Raw genomic sequence first — 18,324 nt, forward strand, 5'->3', positions numbered from 1 at the left:
CGGGGATGGGGCGCGCCTGGCTGATGCCGATCCTGATCGCCGGGTTCGCCGCCATGGCAGTGGCGGTGGCCGGTGCCACGATCACCGACATCGGCCCCTGGTATCACAGCCTGAAGCAGCCGCGCTGGGCACCGCCCGAGATGGCCTATGGCGTCGCCTGGACTGCGATCTATGCGTGTACCGCGCTGGCCGGGGTCACTGGCTGGCTGGCGATGCCGAACTGGCGCGAGCGTGAATGGCTGCTGGGCATGTTCGCGCTCAACGGCTTCCTCAACATCGTCTGGAGCCTGTTGTTCTTCCGGCTGCACCGGCCCGACTGGGCGGTGATCGAAGTGCTGGGGCTATGGCTGTCGGTGGCGGCGTTGATCGTCATCCTCTGGCGGCGATCGATGACCGGGGCGGTGCTGATGGTCCCCTATCTGCTGTGGGTGACCTTTGCCGGATATCTCAACATGACGATCGTGAACCTCAACGGGCCCTTCCCCTGAGCGCGATGCAGGGGTTCTTTGCCAGCGGGCACGCCGTCGATCTGGTGCTGGCGGTGATTGCCGCCGAGCTGCTGTGGCTGACGACTCGAGGCGGGTGGAGCATTGCCGACGCCGCGCTGCGGCTCGCGCCCGGCGCGCTGATGCTGGTTGCGCTTCGGGCTGCGCTTACCGGCATGGAGTGGCAGTGGGTCTCGCTGCCGCTGCTGCTGTCCTTCCCGGTCCATCTCGCCGATCTGGCGCGCGCGCGGCGGAAATGATCCGGCCCGGCGACGCGACGTCGTCCGGGCCGGATCGAAGAATCAGCCAAGGCTCTGCAGATAGGCGATGACGTCGGCGCGCTTCTGCGGATCGGAGAATCCGGGGAACGCCATCTTGGTGCCCGGCACCACGCGCTGCGGCTTCTCCAGATACTGGAAAAGCTTTTCGGGGGTCCAGGTAATCCCGCTGTCCTTGTTCGCCGCCGAATAGGTGAAGCCGGCGATCGTTCCCGCCTTGCGCCCGACGATAGCGTGGAGCGACGGCCCGATCTTGTTCACGCCGGGATCGACCGAATGGCAGGTCGCGCAGGTGACGAAATCGGTTTTGCCCTTCGCGGCATCGCCGGTATAGGCGGCGAGCTTGACGCCGGTGAGCGTGTCGGTGTTGTCGGCGGCGGGTGCCGGGGCAGCCGTCGGCGCCGCCGCGACGGGCGTCGCTGCGCCTTCGGTGGCGGCCGCGACCGGCGCTTCGGCCTTTTCTTCACTTCCCTGCGAACATGCAGCCAGTGCCAGCGCGGATGCCGCCACGGACAGCGTTACTCGACCCATGCGCGTTATCGATTTCGATAGCATCATTCCGATCCTCTCTCCTGCGGCCGCATCTGGGGCATCGCGCCGACCCGCCGCGAAACTGTCCAATAATCCTTACACCTCGGAGCATCCAGCAAAATTTTTTGCGGACGCCCTTGTGTGTCCAGGGATTCGAACACGCGTGGTTGCGATTGCTCGTCTAGCCTGCCTCGCAACGCCAGCATCCGGAGTCACCTATTGCCGAGTCGTTCCCGACGAGGATTTGACCAGCCTCGCGGCTGAAGTGCCCGCGATATGGCCCAGGACGACCGCGGTCGTGAGACCCATGGCGGGAAGGTAGCCCCATGAGGACGGACCGGATACCGACCGCGCCGATCCCCCTCCCGCGAAGAGGTTCGGCATTATGCTTCCGTCCTCTTTCAGTACGCGGGCGTCCGCATCGATCTCAAGGCCGCCCTGCGTATGATACAGCGCTCCCGTGACCCGCAGCGCTCGATATGGCGGAGTCGGTGGCGGGGCGTCGTTTTGCCAGATGCGTCGCAGGCTGTCGGCGATACCCATTCGCGCCGCCGAATGTGCCGCCATGAGTGCCGTGCCCAGCCGGTCCGCGTCCATCCCCGTGCGATCCGCGAGATCGGCGACCGTGTCGGCGGCTTTCGCAGCCTTGAGATCGATCAAGGCCTGGATTTCCGGGATGTGCGCGCACCGTCGTTCGATTTCGGCGTCGAACACCACCCACCCGAGCGCGTCGCGCTGGCGGCACAGCGGATGCACCATGCCCGCTATGTCCAGCGTCTCGTCGGTAAATCGGTCTCCGTCGGCGTTGACGATCATGCCGCCCTCCAGAAGGATTCCCGGGGGCACCGTAATCGCTTGCGGATCGGTGAGCATCGCATAACCCTGGTAGCTGCCCATGTCCCCAACGGCGGCTCCGAGCTTCTGGCCGAGCAGGATGGCGTCGCCACGGCTGCCTTCGTGACCGTTATAGCGGATCGTGTCGGTTTCGGGCATGTGCCGGCTGGTCAACGCCCGATTGGCACCGAAGCCGCCGCACGCAAGGACCAGCGCTTCGCAACCGACCATCTCGACCTCGCCGTCGGCGCGGCGTAGCGCGACGCCGCGAACGACGCCGTCCGGGTTGGCGATGATATCGACGAGGCGGGTTTTCATCAGCACGTCGATCTGGGCATCGGCCATCCGACGGTGAAGCAACTGGACCATGTCGAGCCCGCCATGCCCCGGCCAGCCGTGTACGCGGAGCCGGCTGTTGCCATAAGACGCCTTGAAGCGCGTATCCAGTTCCCAAGGCAGGCCATGCGCGCTGCGCAACCATTCCAGCGCCAGCGCGGAGTGTTCGGCGATCGCCATGGCGATCGCCGGATTGGCGCCACCGCGCGATTTGGCCATGATGTCGGCAAAGAAAATTGCCGCATCGTCATCGACGCCATGCTCCCTTTGCGACAGCGTTCCCGCGGCGCAGAACAGGCCCTGCGACATGCCCGTCGATCCGCCCGGGCGGTCATCCTGTTCCACGACCAGGGGCGCGATCCCCGCATCGGCCACCGCCAGCGCTGCGACAGCGCCACACGCGCCGGCACCGATGATCAGGACCGGGACGGTGACGTCGAACGTCAAGACCTGGCCGCCAGATCGTTGCCGACGTCTTCCGACGAAATGTCGTTCGGCTGTTTCGCAGCCTCGTTGCGTTGCTGCACGATCCTCAGGATCCGCGCGAGATATTCCTGATTGGCCAGCGCGCGTTCGACGGACGCCTCGGCAGACGGGCGGAACGTCTCGATTTCCTCCCGTGACAAGAGGTTCTTTTCTTCGAGAAGCCGTTCCAGCGTGTCGGCGCGCTGCCGGGTGACAGCCAGTTCCTGCGCCACTGCCATCGTGATCGCCAAAATGGTCTCGACCTCTTCATCGAGAAACCATGGCCGTTTCCCGGCCGGCTTCGCGCCCGCTTCGGCTAGAGCATCCATCACGCTCATCAGGCGATACCCCCGATCACGCGCCATGCGGCCTTGCGCCCATAGTCTTCGGTGTCGTCCTCCGCGGCGTCGGGGAACAAGTCTCGATCCACCACGCCCGTCGCGTTGCCGTGGATCAGGTTCTGACGCGCGAAGCCGGCGGCGACCATTTCCGCATCGAGATCCATCTCGTGCATCCGGCTCCAGAACGGCTCGTTATTGTAGAAGGCGTCCCAGTCCCGCATCGCCTGTTCGAACATCGGCATGTCCGGCGTATATTGCGGCTGTTCGACGTGCAGCACGATGCCCCCGGGCCGCAACAGGCGGCGGGTCTCCCGGAAGATACGCGCCAGGGCGGTGGTGGACAGTTCGTGCAGGAACATCGTCGTCTGAATCCAGTCGAAGCTCTCGTCCGGGAAACGGGACAGGTCTTCGCCATCGGCCTGAACGAAACGGATATTGTTCACCCCCAGCGACTTCGCGCGTGCCAGCCCATAGCGCAGCACCGGTGCGCCGATATCGACGCCGACCATCCGGGCGTCGGGCCAGGCCTGGGCGATCGGCAGGGCGCTGTGGCCGACGGTGCAGCCGATCTCCAGAATGTCCTGCGGGCGGAAATCGGGCAGGTTCTTTTGCACCCAGCCGACCACCGCCTTGCCCGCGCCGTCATTATAGCGACCGAGCAGGCCCGCGGTGGTGACAAAGCCGGCATGGTCGTAATTGGCGCCGTTGGTGACATCGCCGGCAAAATACTCGCTATGGTAGCTGCCCGGCATACAATGATGGTCGACGGCGGCGACATAGCGCGGAACGGCTACCGAGGAATCGAGTTGCAGCGCGTCGTCATCGCGGGTCAGATCGGCGACTTTTTCGGCCAGAGCCTCGCGCTGGCGTATCACCGTCCAGCGTCCCGCCTGCTGGCGTTGTTCCATGGTCATCCGGCGCAGCGCCGACCATAGATTGAATGCGGGATGTTCGAGCAGCGCCTTTCGCGCTTCATGCCGATCGGCGATCGGGCGGCCGTGGCGCTTGCGGAATGCCGGTTCGACGCTCGTTTCATAGGCCGACTTCACGCCCGGCACCACCCGCGCGGCAAGATGGCGGTTCATCTGGGCGAGGAAATTGATCCGCTCGATCTCGTCATGGCTGACCTGGGGAAAAGCGCCGTGGTGCCCGAGCGCGCGATAATCGGGCGGGCCTTCATAGGCTGCGGCAGGCGTGTTCCGTTGAGGCTGTGACACTTGGCGCTTTCCTCACTTATTGGTATATGTATATACCATAATGCCCCTGTGGGGCGATCTTGCCAATAGGAGAATCGCGTGACCCGCATTATCGTGCTGTTGAACCTGAAGCCCGGCAAGTCCCGGGCCGACTATGAGAAATGGGCGCGCGCATCCGATCTTCCGACCGTCAACGGGCTGGCGTCGGTGGAGCGTTTCGAGCTGTTCGAGGCCACGGGCCTGCTGAATGGCGATTCTTCGCCCTATGACTATGTCGAGATCATCGACGTCGCCGACATGGATGTGTTCGGCAAGGAGACGAAGACCGAAACCATGGCGCGCATTGCGGCCGAGTTTCGCGATTGGGCGACCCCAATGTTCATCGTTACGCGCAAGGTCGGTGGCGCGGAATGACGGGCAAGCTTGCCGGGAAGGTCGCGGTCATCACCGGATCGGGGCGCAGGGGCGGGCTCGGCGAGGCGATCGCGAAGCGGCTCGCCAGCGATGGCGCGACGATTGTGCTGTCCGACATCGGAACCTCGCGTGACAGCGCGACGCCGGACGACATGATCGGCACGCTTTCGGAAATGGATGCCATCAAGGCGGACATCAGCGCGCTGGGGGTGCCCGTTTCCAGCGCGTTTTGCGACGTGCGGAGCTGGGATGAGGTGCGCGCGCTGGCCGATCATGCGGTCGATACGCATGGCGGCATCGACATCTGGGTCAATAATGCCGGCATTGGTTATATCATGAAGCCATTGCTGGAAGTTACGCCCGGCGACTGGGGCGCCGTGATCGACGTCAACTTGACCGGGGCCTTTTATGGCCTTCGCGCGGCGGCGGAGCGGATGATTTCCCGCGGAAAGGGCGGTCGAATCATCAATATCGCGAGCCAGGCCGCGAAAAGCGGATTTGCCTGTGCGCAGGCCTATACCGCATCGAAGCACGGCCTTGTCGGGCTGGCGCGATCGGCGGCGATCGAGCTGGGCGAGCATGGGATCACGGTCAACAACATCTGCCCCAATCATGTGACGACCGGGCTGGGCGCATGGCAGAACCAATATTTCGCCGAGCGGCAGGGCAAGACCCTGACCCAGTATATGGCGGATATGGCGGGCCGCATTCCGATGGGCCGACCGGGCCTGCCCGAAGATACCGCTCATGCCGTGGCATTTCTGTGCCAGCCCGAATCCGGCTATATCACGGCTGAATCGATGAATGTTTCCGGAGGCGAAGAGCCGCACTGACCGCTGGAGACGCGCGCGACGGCGGTGCTGCGCTTCACGGGCGGTGTGCTGCCCGTTCAGCCTCAAAGCGCCGCTGCGGCATTGCCTTCCAGAACTGCCGTCAGCGCAGCGGCGACGTCGGTCAGTGTGGCGAAATGATCGATACATGCCGACAGTGCCGCCTCGACGCCTTCTGCCCCGCCGAATGCGAGGCAGGCACGGGCCTTTGCCAGATGCTGTTCGCGGCTGAGGGGCCATTCGGGCGACCCGAACTGCCGATCGATATCGACCCGCAGCACCGACCCATCCTTCAGGGTTGCGGTGGCCACGGCCGGGACAAAGGCTGCGGCGTCGAGATTGTCATCCGCCGCCACGACAATGCGCTCGGCCAGAGCGGAAAGATCGGGGTCCCCGAGCCGCTCGGGGGTGAAGTCATCCAGCACCACCGTGCCGCGTGTCAGGACAATGGCGCCGAGCCATGCGAAACACAGGCGCGCATAGGGCACCGCCATCGAGCGTATGGGCCGCCGCCCGACCAGCCGCTCGATCAGCGGCGGCGCGCGATAGGTAAACTGGTCCAGCTTGTCGGCGGTAAGGCCCTGTTCCGCCATCATGCGTTGCAGCGCGACGATCGCGCCATGGGCCGCCCGGCCCGTGGGGAAGGGTTTCCAGCTAACCTCTTCGATCCGGCGGAGGGCACCGAGCGATTCCAGGAGCGGCTCCAGCGCGACATCGTCCTCGAAAAGCGACAGATAGCCAAAGGGGCCGTCGATGGAGCCGGCTGGTCCGCTGAAGCCGGCCTGCGCGAGGTCCGCAGCCTCGATCGCGGAGCGTGCCGCCGCCGCGACCTGCACCGCCAGCGTCGGCTTGCCTTCGATATGGGCCTGCATGGTCCCGCTGGCGAACGCCAGCGCGTAGCCCAGCGCGTCGACCGTCGTCTGTCGATCGAAGCGCCGGAGCCGGGCCAGCGCCGCAGTCGTGCCGAAAATCCCCGCTGTTGCGGGGCGAAAAAACTTCAACCGCCCTTTCGGCGCCATGCCCAGACACGCGACGATATCGACGCCGGCGACCATGGCGGCGAGAAAATCCGCCCCGCTACAGGGCGTTGATCGTCCCGCTTCGGCCAGCAGGGCTGCGCAGACCGTGGCCATTGGGTGCGCGACGGCGGGTTCGTGGACGCAGTCATATTCCTGGGCATGGATCTGGAATGCGTTGATAAATGCGGCATAGGGCGCCGGCACCCGAAGGCCGGGTCTTCCCAGCACGAAACTGGAGCCGCCAAAGCCCGTCCACCTCATCACGGTTTCCGCCAACGCGTCGGCAAGCGGCGCATTGCGCCCGGCGATCCCGACGGCGAGGCTGTCGTGCAGGAAGGTCAGAGCCGCGGATTGCGTAACGGGGGAAAGCCGCTCCCAGTCGGTCGCCAGCGCATGTTCCGCGAAACGTTCGGCTGCGTTCACCATTCCGTGCGACCCCTTTGTCCTGTCGAGGGGAGTATCGACGGGGGCGCGGGCGCGTCAAATATATTATGTCTATATCAATTCAGCGTCTCAGCTTGCTGCGGCGGGCTCTTGCAAATCCAGCCTGATATTGAATCGGTCGGCGCGATAATGCGCGAAGGTGAGCAGGAAAGGATTGTCTTCCTCGTCATAGACCGTTCGCACAATGCGGAGCAGCGCTGCGCGCGGCTCGATATCCAGTGCCTCCGCGAAATTCGTGTCGGCCAATGTGGCGCCAATCGTCTGTTCCGCGTGCTTCGCCCGGCGCCCGGCATCGTGCAGCAGCCTCAGGATCGGGGCCTTTACGAGCGTGTTGCGGGTTATGATCTTCTCGAGGCTCGCGGGTACGAAGCTGACGACATGCCCGATCGGCTCCCCGTCGAGACAGCGGACACGGACCGCGCGAACCACTTGCTCGCCGGCAGGGATCTTCAGCAGGTCGGAAACCGTTCGCGAGGCATTTTCCATTGTCACTTCAATGACATTGACCGTTGTACCCTGGCCCAGGGCCAAGAGCGAGTCGACGGCTTGGTCGATATTCGCCTCAATCGGCTTGCCGGGCGAGCGAAACACCACCCGCGTGCCCAGTCGGCGCTTGCGCTCGACAAAATGCTGCTGGGCGAGTTCCCCCAGGACGCGCCGGGCGGTGATCCGCGACACGCCGAATAGTTCGGACAATTCCTGCTCGGTGGGCATGGCGCTATGATAAGGGCGCTGGCCACTCAATATCTCGTCGCGGAGCTGAAGGAATATCTGGTGATATAAAGGCACCGCGGCGCCACGATCGACCAAAATAAATCTCCTACCGGTTCGTCGGGCCGACGGGTGGCGTCTGTAGAACCCTTTTGCGGGCGTACAAACCTGCCACGGCTTCGGCCAGATATTTATGCTGCTTAATAGAAATCACGTGCGGCTTGTCCAGATGCGCGAACGCGCGGTCAGTCTTCGCCGTTCCACTTCGGATAGGGGCCGAGGAGAAGGAAAAGCGCGGGTCCGAGCAGCAGGCACGCGCTGCCCGCCATCAGTGCGAGGCGATAGGTTCCGTACAGGTCGAACACATAGCCGTAGACCACCGGGCCCAAGCCGCCGCCGAGCGCGATAATGGTGTAGAAGCAGCCATAGATGGTGCCGTAATTGCGTTGCCCGAAATAGCGGCTGATCAGAAATGCCAGAAGGTCGAATTCGAACCCCGCGCCGATGCCGATCGCGAGCACGGACAGGAACGCGGTCGCCATGGTGAGTTCCTGCTGCGCCAGCAGCCATGAACCGGTGGCGGGGATCAGGAGGACGATCATCGCGATGGCGGGCGCCCACATCCGGTCCAGCAGCCAGCCGCCGAGCAGGCGTCCGGCGATGACGGCGAGGCCGAACGATGCCGTGATCGCACCGATCGTCTGCAAATCGAAATGGAAGGTGCGAAGGATATTCTCCAGGTTTGGCGTGGGCGCGGTCAGCGCGAAGGCAACAAACAGAAAGGCGACCCCCATCACCCAGAATCTGGGGCTTCTCAAGGCCTCGACCAGCGTCAGCCCGAATTCCGTTCTTCCATCGATCTCGCGCTGTTCGGCGACGCTGCCCTTGGCCGAGTTGTCGCCGGTTCGTTCGCGGAACAGCAGGGCAATGACCGGCAGTCCTATCACGATGGGAATCAAGCCGATTACGCCAAGGGCAATACGCCAGCCGAATTCGAGGATCAGCCAGGCGGAAAACGGCTTGATCAGGAAGCCGGTGATTCCCGTCCCGGTACTGGCGACGCCGAGCGCGATTCCCAGGTTGCGGTCAAACCAACCATTCACCACCCGGGTCCAGGTGGCGGAAAGCGTGCCCGCCCCGACAATGGCGATAAGTACCCATTGTCCGTAATATAGCCACAGCGAGCCGGTACTGAGCGCAAGGCTCATAAAGGCGAGCCCGAACAGGGTCAGCGAAATCATCGCCACGCGCCGGGCACCGAAGCGGTCGACCGTCCAGCCCGCCAGCGGGCTCATGACCATGACGACCGCCGACTGAACGGCAAGGCTGCCCATCAGCGATGCGAAACTCCAGCCGAATGCCTTTGACAGCTCGGGCGCGAACATCCCGATCGTGTAAAACGGGATGGGGCCGAGTCCGACAGCGACGCCGATCATCGCTGCAAAGACGACGATCCATCCGCGTGGCGAATCCTGAGATGGTATCGGCGTGAGCGCGGTCATAGTCGACAAGGTCTTTCGCTCGGGACAAACGGACAACGACGCCGCACCAATAGTTATATAACTATGCCATTTAAGGCGGCGCAAGCGCTTCTTGGCGTTCGCCGAAGCGGGGGTATCCGGCGGGTGGTTCGAGTACGACGTCCGGCGTGGCTCGCTTGCGCATGGCCGCTCCATCCCGCGATACGGTGCATAGGGCCGGCATTTTCGGACGCCGGCCCTTCCCAATTTCCGCGGGGCAATATTAGCGGCGGGTCAGTTCGACGAGTTCGTACCAGGTCTGCATATATCCCCCGACACCGCCTTGGACGAAGATCGCGTCTTCGTCGGCCGTCACCCACACATCATATTCGGGGTGCGCGCCGTTGGAGGTCGCCATGCCCGCGTTCTCGTCGCTGTAGCGGTAGCGATAGCAGTCAAAGGTCCCAGCCTGCACCGTGACGGTTTCCTCGCCGACATAGGCAAGCTGGATATTGGCTTCCGCGATCAGCGGCGGAGTTGCACCGCGGTGGTCCGGGGAGGGCACGAATACGCGGAATTCCCGGCGGTGCGGCCCGCGAGACCGATCGACCTTCTTCGTGATATAGGCATCGCCCGCGATCGGGTGGGTGCCGAAACCGTCATAGGCTCCGACGATCGGCACGCGCTGCGACACGCGGCCGATCGATGGCCCATAGCTTTCGCATTCGATCGCATCCTCGGTCATGCGGATCCAGCCGGAACCCATGAATTGATCGCCGACCGTCAGGCGGACGAAACAGTCCATCGGCATGTCGTTTTCATCGAGGCTATAGGTGATGTCGCGAAGTACGGTGGGATCCGGCTCCTCGATTTCGCAGATCGCGCGCAGCGTGCGTTTGCCGTCTTCGTGGCTGGTGAAGGTGAAATACTCGCGGCCGCGCTCCTGCCCTTCGCGTCCCGGCTTTTTCGACGTGTACAGAATCTTCCCGCTAATGGTCTTATGCTTCATGCTGGGTCTCCGTTCCTGCTGGCTGACTGAACTGGCACGGGCGCTCGATAACCTCGAGCAATGCCCCCTCCGGGGTTAGAAGCACGCCGACGCGCTGGCCGGCATAGAGCGGTCCGTCGCGGACGACGGGAGGAGAGGTCCAATGCCCCTCCAGGCGTTGCATGTCGGGATGCTCGATGGTGCAGATGGCGACGCCGGGGGGAAGGGCGCCGGGATGGCAGGGACGAACCGTTGCGCCTTCGGGATATTGATCGAATTCGAGGAAGGTCTCTCCCTTCCACTTCACGCCGATCAGCGCATGCTTGTCGTCTGCCGGAAGGTTGAACGCGAGCGAGATCATCGAATAGCGAATGGCCACGGGATCGGTGATCTCGAGACCCAGAACCGCCTCTGCCCATAAGGCGGTCTTTCGCAGATCCGGACAGGCCAGCACGATGATGAAGGGCCGATCGATCAAGGTGGTGGGCGAAGGCAGGCCGTTCAGCGCGCCGTCGACCAATATCTCCGTCAGGTAGACGGTTTCCTGGTCGGCACCGCGAACCTGCATGGGCTGAACGGTCGGGAAACCGTCCAGCGGCTTGGGCGGCCCGATGACCTCGAAAGGCGATTCGAGCATCCGATCGTTCACCTTCATCACGTCGGTGACGCACAGCTCAATCGCGGCCCAGCCAAAGGTGCGGATCGGCAGATAGCCGGGGACCTCGTCCCCCTCGACGAAGCGCAGAAATACACTGTCTCCCGACGCCGGCGCCATAATCGCATAGCGACGCCCCGCGCTCGCAGGCGCGAGCCAGGCCGCCGCGAGGTCGTCCGAGAGCACCCCCTGATCGACCAGGCAATAGTCCATCCAGCGCGAAAAGCGCTCGGTTGCGTCGGTAATATTCGCCACAACATGCGTTGCGCATTTGAGAAGCGTCACCGGCAATTCTCCCTTGCCCTGCGCGCGCAGGGGACTTTTGCAAAGATGCGGGGGTTTCACGGGCAGGCCCGCCGCCCGGACAGATAGACCCAGGGCCGCACCATCGCGTCCGATTGCCGGAATGCCGCGATATCGCCCTGGTGCTTCAACGTCAGTTCGATCGCGTCCAGCCCCTCCATCAGCATCATCCGCGGCTCGTCCTCGAGCGAGAAGGACCAGCTTTCGCCGGCAGCGGAAATGGCCATGTCTTCGAGGCTGACCCGGATCGCTTCGCCAGCGTCGGCATGGGCCGCTAGCCCCTTGATATCGCTTTCGGGCAAAATCACCGGCGCAACGCCGTTGCGGATGCAGTTGGCGTGAAAGATGGGACTGAACGACGGTGCGACAATCACGCGGAAGCCATATTCGGCGAGCGCCCAGACCGCATGTTCGCGGCTTGACCCGCATCCGAAATTCGATCCGACGATCAGGATTTCGGCGGCGCGGAACTGCGGCTGGTTGAGGACGAAATCCGGATTGGGCGTTCGTCCCTCGATATAGCGCCAGCCCGCGAACAACCCGTCGGAAAGGCCGGTCTTGGACACGGTCCGCATTTCCCGTGAGGGGATGATGATATCGGTGTCGATATTTTCCCGCAGCAATGGCGCGGCCTGCGACGTGATGCAGAGGAGTGGTTTCATGGCAATATCTCAAGCAGGCGCGGGTCGGCGATATGCCCCGCGACGGCCGACGCCGCGACGGTTTCGGGCGATGCGATATGCGTGCGCGTGCCCGGCCCCTGACGACTCTCGAAATTGCGGTTGGTGGAGCTGACGACCCGTTGTCTTGCGCCAAAGCTCTCGCCGCCGGCGAAGAAACACATCGAGCATCCGGCCTCGCGCCATTCGAAGCCGGCATCGATGAAGATCCGGTCGAGCCCTTCCGCTTCGGCGGCGCGCTTGACCTGGGTGGAGCCGGGAACGCAGATCGCCTTTACCCCCACCGCCACGCGACGTCCCTTCAGGAGCGCAGCGGCGCGGCGCAGGTCGGATATTCGACTGTTGGTGCAGGAGCCGATGAACGCCGCGTCGATGGCCAGCGTGGTGAGGTCGCTTCCCGGCGTTACGCCCATATAGGCGATGGCGTTGTCATAGGCGGTCCGGCTGTCGTCGGGTCCCAACGCAGTGATGGCGGGTACGCGCGTATCGATCGGTATCGCCTGTTGCGGGCTTGTACCCCAGGTGATCATCGGCACGACGTCGCCGGCGTCGAAGCGATGTTCGGCGGCAAAGGTCGCGCTCTCGTCGGTGGCCAGCGTGCGCCACAGGGCCAATGCGTCATCCCATAGCGCGCCGCGCGGCGCATAGGCGCGTCCCGCCAGATAGTCGAAGCTGGTGTCGTCGGGCGCGATGATCGCGCTGAACGCCGCGAGTTCGGTCGCCATGTTGCACAGCGTCATGCGGGCTTCCATGTCCATCTTCCGGACGGCGCTGCCTGTGAATTCGATGATATGTCCCTTGGCTCCGCCCGACCCCAGGTGCCGGATGATGTGCAGCGCCACATCCTTCGCGCCGATCCCTGTCGACAGGACGCCATCGATCGTGATCCGCATGTCGAGCGGGCGCGCGACGCGAACCGCCATCGTTGCCAGCGCGTGTTCGGCTTCGGTCGATCCGATCCCCCAGGCGAGCGCCCCGAACGCGCCTTGGGTGCATGTATGGCTGTCGGGGCAGACGAGGCTTAGTCCGGGGAGGACGATGGCTTGTTCGGGCGAAATGACATGGACGATACCCTGTCCGGGGTCGTTCAGGTCGAAGAGGGTGATTCCGTGTCTGCGGGCGCCGTCGCGCGTGGCTTCGAGAAATGCCCTGCCTGTGGGCATCAACGTATCATCCGTGCGCCCCGGAAACGTGTCGACGATGTGATCCATCGTCGCGAATACCTGCGCCGGGGCAGCGACACGCCGGCCGGCTTCGTCGAGGCTCTTGAGCGCTACGCCGCCGGTGCGTTCATGCAGCAGGATGCGATCGATCGCCAACAGGTCGATATGGCCTCCCAAGGGCCGGATGACATGCTGATCCCAGATCTTGCCCGCAAGCGTCCGCGCTTCGTGCAGGGCGGTGCCGTGGCGTTCGACCGCCAGAGTCATAGGCGACCGTCCGGCGCGCGCAGGCGCGCGATCCTGGACTCTGTTTCAGTGAAGCTGAAACAGGGCGGCACCGGCCCGCTCCCCCGCCCGGCCACCCCTAGAATAATGTCGTCGGGTGGCCGGGCGGGGGAGCGGGCCGGTGCCGATTCAGCGAAGCTGAAAACGAGTCTAGGCGGCATCGCGGACGTCCACGCCGCCGACGATGCCCTGGTCCAACAGGTTCCTGATCTCCTCGGCGCGGACGCCGATCTCGTTCAGGATCGCCACGCCATCGGCGCCCGCAAGCGGAAGGTCGCGATAAATGGCGGGAAGCCTGCCATCGATTTCGACCGGCAGCGCCGGCAGGCGAATGGGTTTGCCCGTGTCGAGCGTGAGGTCGACCAGGCCGCCATTGCTGTTGAGATGCGGGTCGTCGAACAGATCTTCCGGACGGGCGATGGGGGCGAAGGCGACGCCGGCGGCTTCGAGTTGTTGCACCAGCGCGGCGCGCGTCATGGAGGCAAATAATGTCCGCACTGTCGGCAGGATACGGTCGCGCGCCTGCACGCGCGCAGCGTTGGTCGCAAATTCGGGATCGCTGCCGATCGGCCCGAGATCGAACATGTTCGTGAACGCCGCCCATTGGCCATCGCTGACGACGCCGACGAATATCTGCTCGCCGGGCGTAGCGGTTTCGAACAGGTCGTAGATCGCCCATGCTGAAATCCGTTCGGGCATCGGCCGCGCGGCCGCCCCGGTGACGGCCAGTTGCGCCATATGCTGCCCGACGATGAACGCCGTGGTTTCGAAAAGCGACGATCGGACCTGCGCCCCCGCACCGGTCTTCACGCGCTGATGCAGCGCCGCGAGGATGCCGATCACGCCGAACATTCCCCCAGCAATGTCGATAACCGACGATCCCGCGCGGAGCGGCCGCCCCGACGGGCCGGTCATATAGGCAAGCCCGCCCATCATCTGGGCGACTTCATCGAGCGCGGTGCGATTTTCATAGGGGCCGGCGAGGAAGCCCTTGGCGGCGTAGTAGATGAGCCCCGGATTGGTTTCGCGAACGCGCTCCGGCCCCAGGCCAAGCTTTTCCAGCGCGCCGGGTCGGAAATTCTCGACCAGCACATCCGCCGAGTCGACGAGTTTGCGGGCGACGGCGATGCCGGATTCCGATTTGAGATCGATGGCGATGCTACGCTTGTTGCGGTTGAACATGGGGAAATAGCCCGCGCCCGAGCCAAGCAGGCGACGGGTATGGTCGCCACCAAGCGGTTCGACCTTGATCACGTCCGCGCCAAGATCGGCTAGAATGACTCCGGCGGACGGCCCCATCACCATATGGCTGAACTCGATCACCCGAATTCCCGCCAACGGCAAATATCCCCTGCTTTCGTCCAATCTATCCTCCGCCACTCTCGACTTCTTGCGATCATTTGATATATGAGTAAGCCAATTGGATCAAGGCAGGTGTGAAAAAATGGACGTACTGATCAGCGAGGTGGGGCCGCGCGACGGGTTGCAGAGCATCGCTCCCATCATGCTGAAAGAAGACAAGATGCTTTGGATAAGGCGCGCTGCCGCTGCGGGCGTGCGGGAGATTGAGGTTGGCAGCTTCGTGCCTGCCAAGCTGTTGCCCCAGCTCGCCGATACCGCCGAAATTGTTACAGGTGCAATTGAAATCCCGGGCCTCACCGTTGCCGCGCTCGTCCCCAACGCGCGCGGTGCCGCCGACGCGATCGCGGCGGGCGCCCACAAGATCACCTTGCCGCTTTCGTGCAGCGAGTCGCACAGCCTGGCGAACCTGCGCCGCACCCATGCACAGGTCCTGGAAGAGGCGAGGGCGATTGCCGGGATGATCAGGGCATTGCCCAAGGAGCGCCGCCCGCATTTCGAGGGCAGTCTTTCGACGGCTTTCGGTTGTACGATCGAAGGTCGCGTGCCCGAAGCGCAGGTTGCGGGGCTGGCCGAGGCGCTGATGGCGGCGGGCTGCGACGAGGTGGGGCTGGCCGACACCACCGGCTATGCGAACCCCGTTGCAGTTCGCAACATGATCGCCATCCTGTGGAGCGCGGTCGGCAAGGACGCGCTGACCGGCATCCATCTGCACAACACGCGCGGCCTTGGCCTCGCCAATGCGCTCGCGGCGTTCGATGCCGGGCTAACGACGTTCGACAGTTCGCTGGGAGGGTTGGGCGGGTGCCCGTTCGCGCCGGGCGCGAGCGGCAACATCGTGACCGAAGACCTGGTCTTCATGTTCGAGGCGATGGGTGTCCGTACCGGAATCGATCTCGATGCGCTGTTTGCGATACGCGAGATCGTGGCAAATGCCGTCGGCGGCGAGCCGCTTTATGGTTTCGCGCCGGAGGCCGGCCTCCCCAAGGGATTTGTTCAGGCGACACAAGCGAAGAAGGACGTTCACGCATGACCATCATTGGGACCAAAATGGTATCCGACGGGCGCACGGCGCGCGATATCTTCGAGGAGCTCAGGGCGTCGCCGGTTCGCGCGAAATTCGGGTTCGGCGAAAAGCTGGCGATCGTGAACGTCGATTTCCAGACGGCCTATACAAGGATCGACGAATTCAAAACCGCTTATGAAACCGATCCCCGGCAGATCGAACATACAAACCGGATTTCCGACCTGGCGCGGGCAAAGGGCATGCCGGTGATCTGGACTCGCGTCGGCTATGCTCCGGACGGTTCCGACGCCGGCGTCTGGGGCACGCGCAGCGACACCGAGGATTCGCTCCAGAACGTCAAGATCGGCAGCCGCCGGCACGAATTCGACGAGCGGTGCCGGGTCGATCCCTCCGATACCGTCTATACCAAGCGCATGGCTTCGGCCTTTTTCGAAACGCCGCTGCACAGCCTGCTTGTCTGGCACAAGGTGGACACGGTGGTGGTGACGGGTGGCAGTACCTCGGGCTGCGTGCGCGCGACGGCGGTGGATTCGCTGTCGCGCGGGTATCGCACCATCGTTCCGATCGAAACCTGCGCCGACAAGCATGAGAGCTTTCACTACGCCAATTTGACCGACCTGCTGATCAAATATGCCGATGTCGAGCCGGTTCAGACGGTCGTCGACTGGCTGGAGGCGCGCTGATGCGGGAAGGCGAAGCTGATCCCGGTCTGTATGACTATGCGCCGTACCGCAACCGTCCGCGCATCGAGTGGCCGGACGGGAAAACGGTCGCGGTCTGGGTGTCGCCCAACCTGGAATATTATGAGTTCGATCCGCCCGCCAATCCCCACCGCAAGAGCTGGGCAAAGCCGCATCCCGACGTCGTCGGATACGCCCACCGCGACTATGCCAACCGGGTAGGACATTGGCGCATGGCGGACATGATGGAGCGCCACGGGTTCAAGGGATCGGTCTCGCTTTCGGTGGCGCTGTGCCAGCACGTTCCCGAAGTGGTCGAGAACGCCAATGCGCTGGGCTGGGAGTTCTTCAGCCACGGCATTTACAACACCCGCTACAGCTATGGCATGGACGAGGCGCAGGAGCGCGCGATCATCGAGGATTCGATCCGCACCGTGCGCGAGGCGACGGGGCAGACGATCCGCGGCTGGCTAGCTCCGGCGCTGACCCACACGCCGCGCACGCTGGACCTGATTGCCGAATATGGCCTCACCTACACCTGCGACCTGTATCATGACGATCAGCCGATGCCGGTTTCGGTGCGGTCGGGCCGCCTGATCTCGATGCCGTATAGCCTTGAGGTCAACGACCATTATGGCTTCTTCGTCTATAATATGAGCCCCCGCGAATATGCCGACACGCTCATTCGCCAATATCAGCGTCTGGCCGCCGAAGGCGCGGCGTCGGGGACGGTGATGTGCATCCCGCTTCACTCCTACCTGATCGGCCAACCGCATCGCATCGGAGCGTTCGAGGAAGTGCTCAAGCATATCGCCGCCGACGGCCGGGCGTGGATCACGCGCAGCGGGGACATCGCCGCGCATTATCTGGCCCACCAGACCGGAAACGGGGGAGTACAGGCATGACGCTAGATCCCGCCTATCTCGACTATCCGGCGCGCCGCCGCGGGATGGATCATGATCTTTACCCCTGGTCCAATCTCTTTGAACGCAAGCCGCTGCGCTGGTCGAACGGCAAACTGGTCCTTAGCTGGTTCGTTGTGGACCTTGAATGGTTTCCGATCCTGCCAAAGGATCAGCCGTTTCGTGCGCCGGGCCATATGCAGACCGCCTATCCCGATTATCGGCATTATACGTCGCGCGATTATGGCAATCGGGTCGGCATCTATCGCCTGCTCGATGCGTTCCGAAAAGTGGGGGCCAAGGTCTCGGTGGCCACCAATGCCGCAATCGCGGAGCGCTATCCCGTCTTGATCCAGGATATCGCCGCCGACGGGCATGAGATCATCGCGCATTCCACCGATATGAACGGCACGATCGCGACCGGGATCGGCGAGGATGCGGAGCGCGCATTGATCGCCGCCAGCCTTGATCGCCTGGAGCAGGCGACCGGGACGCGGCCCCGGGGCTGGCTTTCGATCGCGCGTTCGCAGTCGTTCGACACGCCGCACCTGCTCGCCGAGGCCGGGCTGGAATATATGTGCGACTGGGTGAACGACGACCTGCCCTATCGGATGGCGACCGGGGCGGGGCCGATACTGAACCTGCCGCTCAATCACGAGCTTTCGGATCGACAGATATTGACCACGCAACAGCAATCGATGCTGTCTTATTGCGAGCAGATCCAGGACGCCTATGCGTGGCTCGCTGCCGAAGCGAGGGTGCATGGCGGTCGTCTGCTTCCGCTCAATATTACGCCCTATATCGTCGGCCTGCCTTATCGCATGGACGCGTTCGAAGCGTTGCTGGCGTGGCTTGCCAACCAGCCTGACCATGGTTTCGCGCGGGGCGACGCGATCGCCGCCGACGTGTCGGCGCAGCTCTGACAGGGGGGGCGATCG

Annotated in this window: 20 protein-coding genes; 8 read left to right on the forward strand and 12 right to left on the reverse strand. The window is 63.8% G+C overall.

The window, feature by feature from the left end; genetic code table 11:
• Positions 1–5 precede the first annotated feature (5 nt).
• Positions 6–488, forward strand: coding sequence for a TspO/MBR family protein (locus tag TS85_RS23045; protein WP_044335395.1), 483 nt, complete (start codon positions 6–8; stop codon positions 486–488).
• A gap of 5 nt (positions 489–493) precedes the next feature.
• The gene (locus TS85_RS23050) at positions 494–745 is read left to right on the forward strand and encodes a hypothetical protein (RefSeq protein WP_227698593.1); all 252 of its coding nucleotides are present in this window, start codon (positions 494–496) and stop codon (positions 743–745) included.
• Positions 746–787: 42 nt separating this feature from the next.
• Here TS85_RS23050 and TS85_RS23055 read toward each other — a convergent pair whose 3' ends face one another.
• The 4 genes from TS85_RS23055 to TS85_RS23070 all read right to left on the reverse strand — a co-directional run bounded on the left by TS85_RS23055 (position 788) and on the right by TS85_RS23070 (position 4,487).
• Positions 788–1,294 carry a c-type cytochrome gene (locus TS85_RS23055; protein ID WP_044336883.1) on the reverse strand — a complete coding sequence of 169 codons (507 nt, stop codon included), beginning with the start codon at positions 1,292–1,294 and terminating at the stop codon, positions 788–790.
• Positions 1,295–1,510: 216 nt separating this feature from the next.
• Positions 1,511–2,911, reverse strand: a complete 1,401-nt coding sequence (locus tag TS85_RS23060) for an FAD-dependent oxidoreductase (protein WP_044335397.1) — start codon at positions 2,909–2,911, stop codon at positions 1,511–1,513.
• Positions 2,908–3,267, reverse strand: a complete 360-nt coding sequence (locus TS85_RS23065) for a hypothetical protein (protein ID WP_044335399.1) — start codon at positions 3,265–3,267, stop codon at positions 2,908–2,910. The genes TS85_RS23060 and TS85_RS23065 overlap by 4 nt, the downstream gene beginning before the upstream one ends.
• On the reverse strand, positions 3,267–4,487 hold the full coding sequence (locus TS85_RS23070) for a class I SAM-dependent methyltransferase (RefSeq protein ID WP_044335401.1): 1,221 nt from the start codon (positions 4,485–4,487) through the stop codon (positions 3,267–3,269). The genes TS85_RS23065 and TS85_RS23070 overlap by 1 nt, the downstream gene beginning before the upstream one ends.
• A gap of 78 nt (positions 4,488–4,565) precedes the next feature.
• Between TS85_RS23070 and TS85_RS23075 the strand changes: the two genes are divergently transcribed.
• Positions 4,566–4,880, forward strand: coding sequence for an REDY-like protein HapK (locus TS85_RS23075; protein WP_044335402.1), 315 nt, complete (start codon positions 4,566–4,568; stop codon positions 4,878–4,880).
• Complete coding sequence (locus TS85_RS23080; RefSeq protein ID WP_044335404.1) at positions 4,877–5,713, forward strand: SDR family NAD(P)-dependent oxidoreductase; 837 nt, start codon at positions 4,877–4,879, stop codon at positions 5,711–5,713. Before TS85_RS23075 ends, TS85_RS23080 begins: the two co-directional genes overlap by 4 nt.
• Positions 5,714–5,775: 62 nt before the next feature.
• Here TS85_RS23080 and TS85_RS23085 read toward each other — a convergent pair whose 3' ends face one another.
• The 8 genes from TS85_RS23085 to TS85_RS23120 form a co-directional block, all read right to left on the reverse strand.
• Positions 5,776–7,155 carry an MmgE/PrpD family protein gene (locus TS85_RS23085; RefSeq protein ID WP_044335405.1) on the reverse strand — a complete coding sequence of 460 codons (1,380 nt, stop codon included), beginning with the start codon at positions 7,153–7,155 and terminating at the stop codon, positions 5,776–5,778.
• 87 nt (positions 7,156–7,242) lie between these two features.
• Positions 7,243–7,983, reverse strand: coding sequence for a GntR family transcriptional regulator (locus TS85_RS23090; RefSeq protein WP_227698594.1), 741 nt, complete (start codon positions 7,981–7,983; stop codon positions 7,243–7,245).
• Positions 7,984–8,129: 146 nt separating this feature from the next.
• Entirely contained in the window at positions 8,130–9,386 is a 1,257-nt protein-coding gene (locus TS85_RS23095; protein ID WP_044335407.1) for an MFS transporter, read from the reverse strand.
• A gap of 241 nt (positions 9,387–9,627) precedes the next feature.
• A complete protein-coding gene (locus TS85_RS23100; protein ID WP_044335408.1) occupies positions 9,628–10,353 on the reverse strand; it encodes a DUF3108 domain-containing protein in 726 nt (241 codons plus the stop codon).
• Positions 10,343–11,272: a hypothetical protein gene (locus TS85_RS23105; protein WP_044336885.1), complete on the reverse strand. Its 930-nt coding sequence runs from the start codon at positions 11,270–11,272 to the stop codon at positions 10,343–10,345. The genes TS85_RS23100 and TS85_RS23105 overlap by 11 nt, the downstream gene beginning before the upstream one ends.
• A 56-nt stretch (positions 11,273–11,328) precedes the next feature.
• Positions 11,329–11,952 (reverse strand): 3-isopropylmalate dehydratase small subunit, encoded by a 624-nt coding sequence (gene leuD, locus TS85_RS23110; protein ID WP_044335410.1) that lies wholly within the window; start codon positions 11,950–11,952, stop codon positions 11,329–11,331.
• A complete protein-coding gene (locus TS85_RS23115) occupies positions 11,949–13,400 on the reverse strand; it encodes a 3-isopropylmalate dehydratase large subunit (RefSeq protein ID WP_044335411.1) in 1,452 nt (483 codons plus the stop codon). Before TS85_RS23115 ends, leuD begins: the two co-directional genes overlap by 4 nt.
• Positions 13,401–13,568: 168 nt before the next feature.
• A complete protein-coding gene (locus TS85_RS23120) occupies positions 13,569–14,756 on the reverse strand; it encodes a CaiB/BaiF CoA transferase family protein (RefSeq protein WP_227698595.1) in 1,188 nt (395 codons plus the stop codon).
• Positions 14,757–14,862: 106 nt separating this feature from the next.
• On the opposite strand from TS85_RS23120, the gene TS85_RS23125 reads away from it, so the two are divergent.
• From TS85_RS23125 to TS85_RS23140, 4 genes are read left to right on the forward strand one after another with little or no spacing between them, the layout of a single operon-like run.
• A complete protein-coding gene (locus TS85_RS23125; RefSeq protein ID WP_044335413.1) occupies positions 14,863–15,810 on the forward strand; it encodes a hydroxymethylglutaryl-CoA lyase in 948 nt (315 codons plus the stop codon).
• Positions 15,807–16,487 carry an isochorismatase family protein gene (locus TS85_RS23130; protein WP_044335414.1) on the forward strand — a complete coding sequence of 227 codons (681 nt, stop codon included), beginning with the start codon at positions 15,807–15,809 and terminating at the stop codon, positions 16,485–16,487. The genes TS85_RS23125 and TS85_RS23130 overlap by 4 nt, the downstream gene beginning before the upstream one ends.
• On the forward strand, positions 16,487–17,389 hold the full coding sequence (locus tag TS85_RS23135; RefSeq protein WP_044335416.1) for a polysaccharide deacetylase family protein: 903 nt from the start codon (positions 16,487–16,489) through the stop codon (positions 17,387–17,389). Before TS85_RS23130 ends, TS85_RS23135 begins: the two co-directional genes overlap by 1 nt.
• Positions 17,386–18,309: a polysaccharide deacetylase family protein gene (locus tag TS85_RS23140; protein ID WP_044335418.1), complete on the forward strand. Its 924-nt coding sequence runs from the start codon at positions 17,386–17,388 to the stop codon at positions 18,307–18,309. The genes TS85_RS23135 and TS85_RS23140 overlap by 4 nt, the downstream gene beginning before the upstream one ends.
• The last annotated feature ends 15 nt before the right edge of the window (positions 18,310–18,324 follow it).

The organism is Sphingomonas hengshuiensis, from assembly GCF_000935025.1.
Lineage (GTDB): Bacteria > Pseudomonadota > Alphaproteobacteria > Sphingomonadales > Sphingomonadaceae > Sphingomonas > Sphingomonas hengshuiensis.